At 72.2% G+C, this 13,599-nt stretch carries 13 protein-coding genes; 3 read left to right on the forward strand and 10 right to left on the reverse strand.

The features are described 5' to 3' along the window. Positions 1-128: 128 nt before the first annotated feature. The 8 genes from OHA81_RS14315 to OHA81_RS14350 all read right to left on the reverse strand — a co-directional run bounded on the left by OHA81_RS14315 (position 129) and on the right by OHA81_RS14350 (position 7,759). The gene (locus OHA81_RS14315; protein WP_329196078.1) at positions 129-401 is read right to left on the reverse strand and encodes a DUF1876 domain-containing protein; all 273 of its coding nucleotides are present in this window, start codon (positions 399-401) and stop codon (positions 129-131) included. A 62-nt stretch (positions 402-463) separates the two neighbouring features. Beyond that, complete coding sequence (locus tag OHA81_RS14320; protein ID WP_329196080.1) at positions 464-817, reverse strand: hypothetical protein; 354 nt, start codon at positions 815-817, stop codon at positions 464-466. 88 nt (positions 818-905) lie between these two features. Beyond that, a complete protein-coding gene (hemB, locus tag OHA81_RS14325) occupies positions 906-1,907 on the reverse strand; it encodes a porphobilinogen synthase (RefSeq protein ID WP_329196081.1) in 1,002 nt (333 codons plus the stop codon). Between the two features lie 146 nt (positions 1,908-2,053). Then, positions 2,054-3,721, reverse strand: a complete 1,668-nt coding sequence (locus OHA81_RS14330; protein WP_329196083.1) for a bifunctional uroporphyrinogen-III C-methyltransferase/uroporphyrinogen-III synthase — start codon at positions 3,719-3,721, stop codon at positions 2,054-2,056. Then, on the reverse strand, positions 3,718-4,686 hold the full coding sequence (gene hemC, locus OHA81_RS14335) for a hydroxymethylbilane synthase (protein ID WP_329196085.1): 969 nt from the start codon (positions 4,684-4,686) through the stop codon (positions 3,718-3,720). Before hemC ends, OHA81_RS14330 begins: the two co-directional genes overlap by 4 nt. Continuing rightward, entirely contained in the window at positions 4,683-6,377 is a 1,695-nt protein-coding gene (locus OHA81_RS14340; RefSeq protein WP_329196087.1) for a glutamyl-tRNA reductase, read from the reverse strand. The genes hemC and OHA81_RS14340 overlap by 4 nt, the downstream gene beginning before the upstream one ends. Next, entirely contained in the window at positions 6,374-7,207 is an 834-nt protein-coding gene (locus OHA81_RS14345; protein WP_329196089.1) for a redox-sensing transcriptional repressor Rex, read from the reverse strand. The genes OHA81_RS14340 and OHA81_RS14345 overlap by 4 nt, the downstream gene beginning before the upstream one ends. Positions 7,208-7,480: 273 nt before the next feature. Next, a complete protein-coding gene (locus OHA81_RS14350) occupies positions 7,481-7,759 on the reverse strand; it encodes a glutaredoxin family protein (protein ID WP_329196091.1) in 279 nt (92 codons plus the stop codon). Between the two features lie 123 nt (positions 7,760-7,882). Between OHA81_RS14350 and OHA81_RS14355 the strand changes: the two genes are divergently transcribed. The 3 genes from OHA81_RS14355 (at position 7,883) to OHA81_RS14365 (ending at position 11,390) form a co-directional block, all read left to right on the forward strand. Then, positions 7,883-8,833: an HAD family hydrolase gene (locus OHA81_RS14355; protein ID WP_329196093.1), complete on the forward strand. Its 951-nt coding sequence runs from the start codon at positions 7,883-7,885 to the stop codon at positions 8,831-8,833. A 318-nt stretch (positions 8,834-9,151) separates the two neighbouring features. Next, positions 9,152-9,961, forward strand: coding sequence for an ECF subfamily RNA polymerase sigma factor, BldN family (locus OHA81_RS14360; RefSeq protein WP_329196095.1), 810 nt, complete (start codon positions 9,152-9,154; stop codon positions 9,959-9,961). 223 nt (positions 9,962-10,184) lie between these two features. Continuing rightward, entirely contained in the window at positions 10,185-11,390 is a 1,206-nt protein-coding gene (locus tag OHA81_RS14365; protein ID WP_329196097.1) for a DUF5667 domain-containing protein, read from the forward strand. A 93-nt stretch (positions 11,391-11,483) separates the two neighbouring features. Here the strand turns inward: OHA81_RS14365 and OHA81_RS14370 are convergent, their stop codons facing one another. Further along, positions 11,484-12,500, reverse strand: a complete 1,017-nt coding sequence (locus tag OHA81_RS14370; protein WP_329196099.1) for a lysophospholipid acyltransferase family protein — start codon at positions 12,498-12,500, stop codon at positions 11,484-11,486. Beyond that, a complete protein-coding gene (locus tag OHA81_RS14375; RefSeq protein WP_329196101.1) occupies positions 12,500-13,573 on the reverse strand; it encodes an NAD-dependent epimerase/dehydratase family protein in 1,074 nt (357 codons plus the stop codon). The genes OHA81_RS14370 and OHA81_RS14375 overlap by 1 nt, the downstream gene beginning before the upstream one ends. Positions 13,574-13,599 lie beyond the last annotated feature (26 nt).

Below are 13,599 nucleotides of genomic sequence, written 5' to 3' on the forward strand. Positions count from 1 at the left end.
GCGCCGGCCCGGGCTCTCGGGCCCGCCCCGGCAATCGGCGCCGTGCGCCGGCCGGATGCACGTGCGGGACCCGAAGGTCCCGCACGTCCCGTCCCCGCCCCTTCACCGTCCGCCCGGACCCGCCCCGCTCACTGGGTCAGCGGGTAGGAGTGGCGGCCCGACTCCGCGTCGATCTCGGTGTGGGCCTTGTCCAGGAGCTGCGACGCGAGATCCATGAGCGCCCGTGCGCCCGCGATCTCCTCCCCGACCCGGATCTGGTCCGTGTCGGACGGATGCCGCATCGCGTAGCCCCGCGCCCGCAGTTCGGAGCCGTCCATGAGCCTGAGCAGGGCTGCCGCGCTGGTGCGGTGGCCCTCCTCGGTGAATTCGAGTTCCACATGCCACCCGGCGAGCGTGGCCATGAGGGATCACCTCCAGAGGTCGACCTCTTCCCTCCAGGGTGCGCCCACCACCACGCCTGCGGCTACTCGGCCGGCCAGTCGACCATGCCGTAGAAGACGAGCCACGCGAGGAGGACGGCGGCCGGCGCGAGCGCGGCGAGGAGCACGCGCTTCGCGGCGTTGCGCTGCTGCCAGGGCAGCGCCCAGGTGGCCACCAGGAGCACGAGCGCCACGACCAGCCCGACCTGCAACACCGCGAAGGCGGAGCCGAAGCTGTCGTCGAAGCGCCGGGCCGCCTCACCGTTGCAGGAATCGCAGGCCATCGGACTGAGCCCGGCGAACCCGAACGCCCCCAGCCCCAGGGGCAGCGTGATCAGGGTCGTCACGATCGGGGCGATGAGGGCGTACCGGTCCCGGCCGGCGTCGTTGTGTTCCATGCCCCCATCCAGCCACCCCGGCGAGGCCGCCGCATGAGTGCGGGTACTCATCCGCGCCGGGCGGCACTACCCACGCCGCTACGCGCGCTCAGCGCTCCCGGCCGAGCCACTGCGCGACTTCCGTCGCCCAGTACGTGAGGATCGTGTCCGCGCCCGCGCGCTTGATGCCCAGCAGGGCCTCCAGCACGGCGCGGTCCCGGTCGATCCAGCCCTTCTCCGCGGCCGCCTCGATCATCGCGTACTCGCCGCTGATCTGGTACGCGGCCACCGGCACGTCCACCGACTGCGCGACCCGGTACAGGATGTCCAGGTAGGGGCCCGCGGGCTTGACCATGACCATGTCGGCGCCCTCCTCCAGGTCCAGCGCCAGCTCCCGCAGGGACTCGCGGGCGTTCGCCGGGTCCTGCTGGTAGGTCTTGCGGTCGCCCTGGAGGGAGGAGCCGACGGCCTCGCGGAACGGACCGTAGAACGCCGAGGAGTACTTGGCGGTGTAGGCGAGGATCGACACGTCCTCGTGCCCGGTCTCGTCCAGCGCGTCGCGGATCACCCCGACCTGGCCGTCCATCATGCCGCTGGGGCCCACCACGTGGACGCCCGCGTCGGCCTGGACCTGAGCCATCTCGGCGTAGCGCTCCAGCGTCGCGTCGTTGTCGACGCGGCCGTGCTCGTCCAGCACGCCGCAGTGGCCGTGGTCGGTGTACTCGTCCAGGCACAGGTCGGACATGATCACGAGGTCGTCGCCCACCTCGGACCGCACGTCGCGGATCGCCACCTGCAAGATGCCGTCCGGTTCCGTGCCCGCCGTACCCAGCGCGTCCTTGTTCTCGTCCGCCGGGACACCGAACAGCATGATCCCCGAAACGCCCGCCTCCACGGCCTCCACGGCCGCCTTCCGCAGCGTGTCCCGCGTGTGCTGCACCACGCCCGGCATCGCCGAGATGGGCAGCGGCTCGCTGATGCCCTCCCGCACGAAGGCGGGGAGGATCAGGTCCGAGGGGTGCAGGCGGGTCTCCGCGACCATCCGCCGCATCGCCGGGGTGGTGCGCAGCCGGCGGGGGCGCGAGCCGGGGAAGGATCCGTACGTGCTCATCTTCTAGTCGCCTCTTCGAGCGTCGAGAACAGTCGGGAACCAGCGTAGGCCGTACCCCCGCCGGCCCCCGCGCCGCACCACGGCCCGGCTACGCCGCGGGGCCCGGACGCGTCGCGTCCGGGCCCCGTCGTGCCTGCTGCCCGCCGTCAGGTGGTACGGCGGCGGCGCGCGCCCGGACGGCGCTCGCTCGGCCGGTACACCGACTCGCCGGCCTCCTTGGCCGCCTCGCGGCGCGCCGCGCCGTACTCGGCCAGGGCCTCGGCCAGCTTGCCCACGCTCGGCTCGGGCGAGAGCACGTCGACCCGCAGACCGTGCTCCTCCGCCGTCTTGGCCGTCGCGGGGCCGATGCAGGCGATCACGGTGACGTTGTGCGGCTTGCCGGCGATCCCGACGAGGTTGCGCACCGTGGAGGACGACGTGAAGAGAACGGCGTCGAAGCCGCCGCCCTTGATCGCCTCACGCGTGTCCGCCGGCGGCGGCGACGCGCGCACCGTCCGGTAGGCGGTGACGTCGTCGACCTCCCACCCGAGCTCTATCAGGCCCGCGACCAGCGTCTCGGTCGCGATGTCGGCGCGCGGCAGGAAGACGCGGTCGATCGGGTCGAAGACCGGGTCGTAGGGCGGCCAGTCCTCCAGCAGCCCGGCGGCCGACTGCTCGCCGCTCGGCACCAGGTCCGGCTTCACACCGAACTCGACCAGCGCGGCGGCGGTCTGCTCGCCCACTGCGGCGACCTTGATGCCCGCGAAGGCGCGCGCGTCGAGCCCGTACTCCTCGAACTTCTCCCGCACCGCCTTCACCGCGTTGACGGAGGTGAACGCGATCCACTCGTAGCGGCCGGTGACCAGGCCCTTGACGGCCCGCTCCATCTGCTGCGGGGTGCGCGGCGGCTCCACGGCGATGGTCGGCACCTCGTGCGGCACCGCGCCGTACGAACGCAGCTGGTCGGAGAGCGAGGCGGCCTGCTCCTTCGTGCGCGGCACGAGCACCCGCCAGCCGAACAGCGGCTTCGACTCGAACCAGGCCAGGTCCTCACGCCGCGCGGCGGCGCCGTGCTCACCGACCACGGCTATGACCGGCCGCGACCCCTCGGGCGAGGGGAGCACCTTGCCCTGCTTGAAGACCTGCGCGATGGAGCCCAGCGTCGCGCTCCAGGTGCGCTGCCGGGTCGTCGTACCGGCCACGGTCACCGTCAGCGGCGTGTCGGCCCCCCGCCCGGCGCCCACCAGCTCCGCGGCGGCCGCCGACACCGTCTCCAGCGTCGCGGAGACGACGAGGACGCCGTCGCTCGCGCCGACCTCGCTCCAGCACCGCGCCGAGGCGGTACGCGCGTCCACGAAGCGCACGTCGGCGCCGCCCCGGCCGCGCAGCGGCACACCGGCGTACGCGGGCACGCCGACGGCGGTCGCGACACCGGGCACCACCTCGAAGGGGATCCCCTCGGTGGCGCAGACGAGCATCTCCTCGGCCGCGTTGCCGTCGAGCCCGGGGTCGCCGGTGACGGCACGCACGACCCGCCTGCCGGACCGCGCGGCCTCCATGACAAGATTGGTCGCGTCGCGGATCACCGGTACCCCGGCGGCTGCTGACATCTCGTCAGCGACCGTCAGCTGCGGCGTGTCGACACCCGCGCGCGCGTGGGTACGTACGACCTCCAGCACCTCGGGCTCCGCGATCAGCACGTCCGCCGAGGCCAGCGCCTCCACGGCCCGCAGTGTCAGCAGACCCGGGTCACCGGGGCCGGCACCCAGGAAGGTGACGTGCCCGTGGGCGGCGACCGCCGCGAAGGCGGAGGGAGTGGGACTTGAGGGGTTCAAAGCGATCGCTCCCCCATCAGACCGGCCGCGCCCTTGGCCAGCATCTCGTCCGCGAGTTCGCGGCCGAGCGCCATGGCCTCGTCGTAAGACTGGGGCACGGGACCGGTGGTGGACAGCTGCACCAGCGTCGAGCCGTCGAGGGTTCCGACGACGCCGCGCAGGCGCATCTCATTGACAATCTGCCCGTCGGCCAGGAGGTCGGCGAGCGCGCCCACGGGGGCGCTGCATCCGGCCTCCAGGGCGGCGAGGAGGGACCGCTCGGCGGTCACGGCGGCCCGCGTGAACGGGTCGTCGAGTTCGGCGAGGGCGGCGATCAGGGCCGTGTCCGACGCGAGGCACTCCACGGCCAGGGCTCCCTGGCCGGGTGCGGGCAGCACGTTGTCCACGGACAGCAGGTCGGTGGCTTCGTCGCCGCGGCCGATGCGGTTCAGGCCGGCGGCGGCCAGGACGACGGCGTCGAGCTCACCGGCGCGCACGTACCCGATCCGGGTGTCGACGTTCCCGCGGATCGGCACGGTCTCGACGACCTTGCCCAGGCTCTTGGCGTACGCGTGCAGCTGCGCCATCCGGCGCGGCGAACCGGTACCGATCCGCGCGCCGTCCGGCAGCTGCTCGAAGGTCAGGCCGTCACGGGCGACGAGCGCGTCCCGCGCGTCCTCCCGCTTCGGCATGGCCGCGATCACCAGCTCCTCGGGCTGCGTGGTCGGCAGGTCCTTGAGCGAGTGGACGGCGAAGTCCACCTCGCCCCGGACCAGCGCGTCGCGCAGGGCGGTGACGAAGACACCGGTGCCCCCGATCTGCGCGAGGTGCTCCCGGGACACGTCACCGTAGGTCGTGATCTCCACGAGCTCGACGGGCCGGCCGGTGACCGCCCGTACCGCCTCGGCGACGTGCCCGGACTGCGACATGGCCAGCTTGCTGCGTCGCGTGCCAAGCCGGAGGGGCTGGTCGGGACGTGTGTTCATGATGCCCGTCCTGGGTCGTCGTTCTTCGGATCGGCCGCGTCCGCCCGGCTGACGGAGGCCACCGTCTGAGGGTCGAGGTCGAAGAGTTCGCGCAGCGCCTCCGCGTACCCGGCGCCGCCGGGCTCGCTCGCGAGCTGCTTGACGCGCACGGTCGGCGCGTGGAGGAGCTTGTCTACGACGCGCCGCACGGTCTGCGTCACTTCGGCCCGCTGGCGCTCGTCCAGATCCGGCAGGCGTCCGTCGAGGCGGGCCACCTCCATGGCCACCACCTCGGCGGCCATGGCGCGCAGCGCGACGACGGTGGGCGTGATGTGCGCGGCCCGCTGGGCCGCGCCGAAGGCCGCCACCTCCTCGGCGACGATCGCGCGCACCGCGTCGACGTCGGCGGCCATCGGGGCGTCCGCCGAGGCCTCGGCGAGCGACTCGATGTCGACCAGCCGTACGCCGGGGATCCGGTGGACGGCCGCGTCGATGTCGCGCGGCATGGCCAGGTCGAGCAGCGCGAGACGGACCGGCCGGACGTCGACCTGGCCACGGGCGCCCTTGCGGGGCTGCCGGTGCGCGGTGGCCTCGCCCTGGTCGGCCCACGTTCCGTGCAGCTCCAGGGAGTTGGCGTCGACCCCGGTGAGCGCGGAGCGCCCGTCGGGCCCGAGCGGGCACTCGTCCCGCTCGGCCGGAGCGCTGATGACCCGCACGGCCCCGGCGTCGGCGAGCCTGCGCCCGCCCTCGGCGGCCGCCACGAGCCGCGCGAGCACGCCCGGGTCGACCCCGTCCACACCCGCCGCTTCCGGCCCCGCCTGGGGGTACGCCGGGGCGGATTCCGCGGGAGGCCGGGGCGCGGGGTCCGGGGCGGCGCCCTGGGAGACGGCGGCCAGCACGTCGTCGGCGGTCAGCACCAGCCCCGTCGCGCCCGTGCAGGACACGACCACGTCGGCCCGCGCCAGCTCACCCGCCACGGAGGCCATCGGTACGGCCCGCGCCGCCACCCCGGTGCCCGAGGCAACCAGAATCCCGGCCAAACGCTCCGCCCGCTCCGCGGTCCGGTTCGCCACGACGATCTCGGCCACGCCGACCCGCGCCAGCGTCGCCGCCGCCAGCGACGACATCGAGCCGGCGCCGATCACCAGCGCCCGCTTGCCCGCCGCCCATGCGGGGACCTCGGCCCCCATGGACAGCTGCTCCAGCCCGAACGTCACCAGCGACTGCCCGGCCCGGTCGATCCCGGTCTCCGAGTGCGCCCGCTTGCCGACCCGCAGCGCCTGCTGGAACAGGTCGTTGATCAGCCGGCCGGCCGTGTGCTGCTCCTGCCCCAGCGCCAGCGCGTCCTTGATCTGCCCGAGGATCTGGCCCTCGCCGACCACCATCGAGTCCAGCCCGCACGCCACCGAGAACAGGTGGTGCACCGCCCGGTCCTCGTAGTGCACGTAGAGGTAGGGAGTGAGCTCCTCCAGCGCCACCCCGCTGTGCTGCGCCAGCAACGTCGACAGCTCGGCCACACCGGCGTGGAACTTGTCCACGTCCGCGTACAGCTCGATGCGGTTGCAGGTGGCGAGCACCGTCGCCTCCGTCGCCGGCTCGGCGGCGAGGGTGTCGTGCAGCAGCTTGACCTTGGCGTCCGCGGACAGCGAGGCCCGCTCCAGCACGCTCACCGGCGCGCTGCGGTGGCTCAGCCCTACGACCAGCAGACTCATGCCGGCATCACCGCCGGAACATCACCTTCGGGACCGCCCTTGCGGACGCCGGAGGCGGCCGCGGCAGCAGCGGCCACGGGGCTCTCGGCGGCGGCCGCACCGGTCGCGCCCGCGACAGCGGCGGCGGCACCCGGGTCACCGGCGGAGCCCGCGGCGGCAGCCGCTTCCTCGCCGGCCTTGCGCTGCTCGTGGAACGCCAGGATCTGGAGCTCGATCGACAGGTCCACCTTGCGCACGTCGACGCCGTCCGGCACGGACAGCACGGTCGGCGCGAAGTTCAGGATGGAGGTGACGCCCGCCGCGATGAGCCGCTCGCTCACCTGCTGCGCCGCGCCCGCCGGAGTGGCGATCACCCCGATGGAGACGCCGTTCTCCTCGATGATCTTTTCCAGGTCGTCGGTGTGCTGCACGGGCATTCCGGCCACCGGCTTGCCCGCCATCGCCGGGTCCGCGTCGATCAGTGCCGCTACCCGGAACCCGCGCGAGGCGAAACCGCCGTAGTTGGCCAGGGCCGCACCGAGGTTGCCGATGCCGACGATGACGACCGGCCAGTCCTGGGTCAGCCCGAGTTCGCGGGAGATCTGGTAGACGAGGTACTCGACGTCGTAGCCGACGCCGCGCGTGCCGTAGGAGCCGAGGTAGGAGAAGTCCTTGCGGAGCTTGGCGGAGTTCACTCCGGCGGCGGCCGCGAGCTCCTCGGAGGACACCGTGGGCACCGATCGCTCGGAGAGCGCGGTGAGGGCACGCAAGTACAGCGGAAGCCTGGCGACAGTGGCCTCGGGAATACCTCGGCTGCGGGTCGCCGGTCGGTGAGTTCGGCCAGTTGCCACGATGCTCCTGCGGGATGAGCGGGGCTGCAGGCGGTCACTTGTCCCAAGACCGCCCCGTCGGAAGCAGGCTATGTCTTTGTGAACGCGTGCACAAAGATTGTGTCCGTTTTGTCCGTCCAAAGTGACCGGGGTCACGCGGTCGCCGCACCGAGGGGCGGAACCGGGAACGGGCCGAACTCGTTCAAATCCGGAGGGGGGCAAACCGGTGCACACTCCTCATCGATACGCCCCCGAGCCCCCACAAATCGCCCATGATGGTAACCGGCCGGACGGTCAGCCCTCCAACGCCCGGCGCAGCCGCTCGGGGTTCACCCTCCAGAAGGTGTGCTGTTCACCATCCACCAGCACCACGGGGATCTGTTCCCAGTGCAGCCGGTACAGCTCCTCGTCCTGCGAGATGTCCTTCTTCTCCCACCGCGCCCCGGTCTCGGCGCAGATCCTCTCGACCACCTCCTGGGCGTCGTCACACAGATGACATCCCGGCTTCCCGATGAGCGTGACCAGCCGCTCCCCGGGGCGCTTCTTCTCCTTGCGGCGCAACAGAGGACTCATGTCCTCATTGTCCCGCGCCGCGCGAGCGCCACCGACGGCCGCGGAGGCAGCCGTTCCGAAGAGTTCACGCCCGCGTTCCTCCTCGGTTCGGGAACTCCCGAACACAGTGGCTATGCTCGCGTCATGGCCGCTCTGGGATGGCTCACCCCCCGTAGGCGCTCCGCCACCGCGCGGAGCGTGCTGGCAGGCGAGGCCTCGGCCGAGGCCGCCCGCAAGAGCGCGCAGGACGAGGCGCCACCTCTCCACCGAGCGCCGGAAGCGGCCCCCGAGACGCCCGCCGAGGCCGAGTTCCCGGTCCAGGGCGACGACCTCGCCGCCGCCTTCTTCGACCTCGACAACACCGTCATGCAGGGCGCCGCGATCTTCCACTTCGGCCGCGGCCTCTACAAGCGCGAGTTCTTCCGCCGCCGCGAACTGGCCCGCTTCGCCTGGCAGCAGGCCTGGTTCAGGCTCGCCGGGGTCGAGGACCCCGAGCACATGCAGGACGCCCGTGACAGCGCGCTGTCCATCGTCAAGGGCCACAAGGTCTGCGAACTCATGGCGATCGGCGAGGAGATCTATGACGAGTACATGGCCGAGCGGATCTGGCCGGGCACCCGCGCCCTGGCCCAGGCCCACCTCGACGCCGGCCAGAAGGTGTGGCTGGTGACGGCCGCCCCCGTCGAGACCGCCACGATCATCGCCCGGCGCCTGGGCCTGACCGGCGCCCTGGGCACCGTCGCCGAGTCCGTCGACGGCATCTACACCGGCCGCCTGGTCGGCGAGCCGCTGCACGGCCCCGCGAAGGCGGAGGCGGTACGCGCCCTGGCCGCCGCCGAGGGACTCGCTCTCGAACGCTGCGCCGCCTACAGCGATTCGCACAACGACATCCCGATGCTGTCACTGGTCGGACATCCGTACGCGATCAATCCCGATACAAAACTGCGCAAGCATGCCCAGGCACACGACTGGCGGCTGCGCGACTATCGGACCGGCCGCAAGGCCGTGAAGGTCGGCGTCCCGGCGGCCGCCGGGGTCGGCGCTATCGCGGGCGGCACGGCCGCCGCCATCGCCCTGCACCGCCGCCGCAAGTAGCCCCAGGGTCCCCGCGCGCAATCCCGCACCTTTACCCGCGCCGTCGGCGCGGCACTCCGGCATGCCCGACTCGGTCGCCCAGCACCGCGGAAGCGCCCATTCCGCGTATCCAACCGATCAGGAACCGATCATCAACTGCGACTGAATATGCCCTCGGTACGCAACAGAAGTGTCGGAACCGGTGATTTGAGCAACTGGGTGTAGTGCTGCCTGTACGAAGCGTTATTCTCCTCAAACGCATGCCACCGACCATCTGTCGCCACGACGGGTGAACGGTCCCGCACTGCACGTGATGGAAGCTCTGCCTCTGGGAGTCCCGTGTACCCACCTGTCGGGGTTGACGCCTCGGGCCTGGCTACGCTGCGCGCAACGGTCCTCGACCACCTGCGCGGCTTCGTCCCCACCGCGTACGCCGTCCCCGCCTTCGCCGCCGCGGTCCCTGCCGGCCTCGGCCCGGCCGGTCCTTGCTACGCCCTGACCGACGGCGGAGCGACGGTGGGCAGACGCGGTCGCGCGGGCGGTGCGGGCACCGCCACCGGCACGAGCGCGCCCGCCGCCCGCCGCCCCACCGCGGACAGCGACCAGGCCCGCATGATGGACCTGGTCGAACGCGCCCAGGCCGGCGAGGCCGAAGCCTTCGGCCGGCTCTACGACCAGTACAGCGACACGGTGTACCGCTACATCTACTACCGCGTCGGCGGCAAGGCGACCGCGGAGGATCTCACCAGCGAGACCTTCCTGCGCGCGCTGCGCCGCATCTCCACCTTCACCTGGCAGGGCCGCGACTTCGGGGCCTGGCTGGTGACGATCGCCCGCAACCTGGTGGCCGACCACTTCAAGTCCAGCCGCTTCCGCCTGGAAGTGACCACGGGCGAGATGCTCGACGCCAACGAGGTGGAACGCTCCCCCGAGGACTCCGTCCTGGAGTCCCTCTCCAACGCGGCCCTGCTGGAGGCCGTACGGAAACTCAACCCGCAGCAGCAGGAGTGCGTGACCCTGCGCTTCCTGCAGGGCCTCTCGGTCGCCGAGACGGCCCGGGTGATGGGGAAGAACGAGGGCGCGATCAAAACCCTCCAGTACCGGGCGGTCCGCACCCTGGCCCGCCTCCTCCCGGACGACGCCCGCTGACCGCCTCCCGACACCACCGACCCTTGATGACTCCGATGCCGCTGTGGTCCGATCATCCTTCGTCCGTAACCCAAGTGCCGCGCCGCTCGTTGTGCGGAATGCAGGCTCCCTGTGGACACGCCCTGCCCGAAGCCGCTCACTCGAAAGTGTGGATGTGCTCAAGGAAGGCAACCTTCCGGACACCTGGGGGAGTCGATCGTCATGACGAGAGGAGGTGCCGCCAGTGATCGCGAACGTGACTCCGCACCGGCGGGCGAACGCCTTCGCCCAGGCCCTGGAGGAGCGGACCCCGTCCGACCTTTCGGAACCGGACCCGGCGGCCGAGCAGTCCGAGGCACCTGCCGAATCTGCCGACCACGACCGGTTGTTGGCCCTGGCGAACGTGCTCGGCGAAAGAATGCCGCGCCCGGTGCTGGACCCCGAGGTCAAAGTGGTGCAACGAGCACAGCTCGTCGCCGCCATGGAGGCCCTGGTAATGGAAGAGAGGGCCGGGGGCGGTGCCGCACCGGACCCTCTCGTGCCCGAACAGCGGACCGGCCGCGGCGCCCACCGGGCGACCTCGCTCCGGAAATTGCGGCCCCGCTCCCGCTGGTCCAAGGGCATCGCAGCGGGCGGCCTCACCGTGGGTGTGGCCGCGGGGGCCTTCGGCGGAGTGGCCGCTGCCAGCACCGACGCCCTGCCCGGTGACTCCCTCTACCCCGTCAAGCGGGGCATGGAGGACATCAAGCTGGGCATGGCCGACGAGGACTCGGACCGGGGCGAGCTCTACCTCGACCAGGCCTCGAACCGGCTCTCGGAAGCCCGCAGGCTCATGGAGCGCGGCCGGACCGGCGTCCTGGACCACGAGTCCCTGGGCGCGATCCGCCGGGCACTGGCGGGCATGAGCCACGACGCGGCGGAAGGCCACCGGCTGCTGCAGGCGGCGTACGAGCGGGACGGCTCGCTCGGCCCGATGCAGATGCTGTCCTCGTTCTCCCGCTCCCACCGCGACGCGTGGGGCAAGCTCCGGGAGAAGCTCCCGGCGCAGCTCACCGACGTCGGGGGCGAGGTCGAGTCGGTCTTCCAGGCCATAGACGAAGACGTGGCGCCCATCCAGAACCTGCTGCCCAAGCCACCGGAGCAGTCCCGTGGCGCCACGGGCGGCCAGGCGAAGCCCAGCGCCTCCCCCGGGAAGCAGCAGCCCGAGTCCCCCGCAGGCCAGCCGGCGGCGTCACCCCCGAGCGCGCCCCCGTCAGCGGCCTCCAAGCCCTCCGCCCCCGGCGGGCTCCTGGGCGGCACCGGCGATCTGCTCCACCCGTCCGACCCGGGCCACGCCACGCCGCCCCCCTCGGGAGCGGCACCGCAACAGCCCCAGCCGGACATCACCCTCCCGCCGCTCCTCCCCGGCCTGCTCCCGGGCCTGGGCCTCAAGGCGGAGGACACCGAGTAACAAAGCGGAGCGGTGCCCGGCGGACCATCCCGCCGGGCACCGCTCCGTCATGTCCGGGCCCCTCAGACCACCTCGCCGCCCGAGACCCCGCCGTCAGAAGAAGACGGACCGCCGCTGCACGAGCAGCCGGTACAAGGTGTGCTGTATCTGCTCCCGCACCTGGTCCGTCAGGTTGAACATCAGCATCGGATCCTCCGCCGCCTCCGCCGGGAACCCCTCCGTGGAGATCGGCTCCCCGAACTGGATCGTCCACTTCGTCGGCAGCGGCACCATCCCGAGCGGCCCCAGCCACGGGAACGTCGGCGTCACCGGGAAGTACGGCACCCCCAACAGCCGCGCGAGCGTCTTCGCGTTGCCGACCATCGGGTAGATCTCCTCCGCCCCCACGATCGAACAGGGCACGATCGGCGTCCGCGCCCGCAGCGCCGTCGACACGAACCCGCCCCGCCCGAACCGCTGGAGCTTGTACCGCTCCCGGAACGGTTTCCCCACCCCCTTGAAGCCCTCCGGCATCACCCCGACGAGCTCCCCCGCCTCCAGCAGCCGCTGCGCGTCCTCCGCGCAGGCCAGCGTGTGACCGGCCTTGCGGGCGAGCTCGTTCACCACCGGCAGCATGAACACCAGGTCCGCGGCCAGCAGCCGCAGGTGCCGCTCCGCCGGATGGTGGTCGTGCACGGCCACCTGGAGCATCAACCCGTCCAGCGGCAACGTCCCCGAGTGGTTCGACACGATCAGCGCGCCGCCCTCCTTCGGGATGTTCTCGATGCCCTTGACCTCGACCCGGAAGTACTTGTCGAACAGCGGCCGCATCATGGACATCAGGACCTGGTCCGTCAGCTCCTTGTCGTAGCCGAAGTCATCGACCTCGTACTCCCCGGTGATCCGCCTGCGCAGGAACGCCAGCCCGCCGGCGATCCGCCGGTCCCAGTCAGCCGAACGCCCCACGGGCCCGCCGGTCCCACCCGCCCCGGCGGCCGCTGCCGCCTCCGGTCCCGGCTCGGGTGCGGGCTGCACCACCGGCTCACCAGCCGGCGGAGCCACCCGCACCCGCCGCGGCGGCCGCCGGCGCGGCCGCTCCTCGTCGAAGGGAATGACCTTCGCGTCCGCCACTATCGCTCCGCTCCCTCAGCCGCCGTCCCGACACCCGACAGATCCGCGTTCAGCATTCCGGCCACCCGGTCCACGGCCCGCCCCACCCGCTCCGGCGGCAACAGCCCGCTTCCCCTGCTCCGCGCGAAGTCCGCGAACGTCTCGGCGGTCGTGTACATCGGCTCGAACCCTAGGGTGGACCGCATCTGTGTGGTCTCCACGACCCGCCCGTGCGTCAGCAGCCGGATCTGTTCGGGCGAGAACTCCGTCACCCCGACCGCCCGCAAGGCCGAACCCACCCAGGTCACCGCGGGCATCACCAGCGGCACCGTGGGCCGCCCCAGCCGCCGCGCGCACTGCGACAGCAGCAACACCCCGTCACCCGCGATGTTGAAGGTCCCGCTGTTGAGCGTCCCGCGCGCGGGCTCCCCGGCCGCCAGCCGCAGCACGTCCACCACGTCGTCCTCGTGGACGAACTGCAGCCTCGGGTCGTAACCCAGCACCGTCGGCATCACCGGGATCGAGAAGTACTCGGCCAGCGCCGAATCCGCGTAGGGGCCCAGAATGTTCGCGAACCGCAGCACGCACACCGCCACGTCCGGCCGCCTGCGCGCGAAGCCCCGTACGTACCCCTCGACCTCCACCGCGTCCTTCGCGAAGCCGGCCGCCGGCAGCGACTTCGGCTGCGTCGTCTCGGTGAAGACCGCCGGATCCCGCGAGGTGCCCCCGTACACACTGGTACTGGACTTCACCACGAGCCGCCGTACCGTCGGGGACTTCTGGCACGCCCCGAGCAGCTGCATCGTCCCGATGACGTTCGTTTCCTTCACGGCGCTGCGCGCGCCGCCGCTGCCCGCGCTGCCGCCCGTCACGGCGAGGTGCACCACCGTGTCGACGGCGTGCTCGGCCAGCACCCGGGCGATGGCCGACTGTCTGATGTCCGTACGGACGAACTCGGCCGAGCCGAGCCGGTGCGGGGGGCCCACCGAATCCACCGCGATGACCCGATCGACGTCCGGCTCCCGCTGGATACGGCGCACGAAGCGGCCTCCCAGCTGCCGGGCAGCCCCAGTGACGAGAACGACCTTGCCCACGAGTTCAGCGCCTCCCTCGAAGAAGT

The organism is Streptomyces sp. NBC_00667, from assembly GCF_036226825.1.
Lineage (GTDB): Bacteria > Actinomycetota > Actinomycetes > Streptomycetales > Streptomycetaceae > Streptomyces.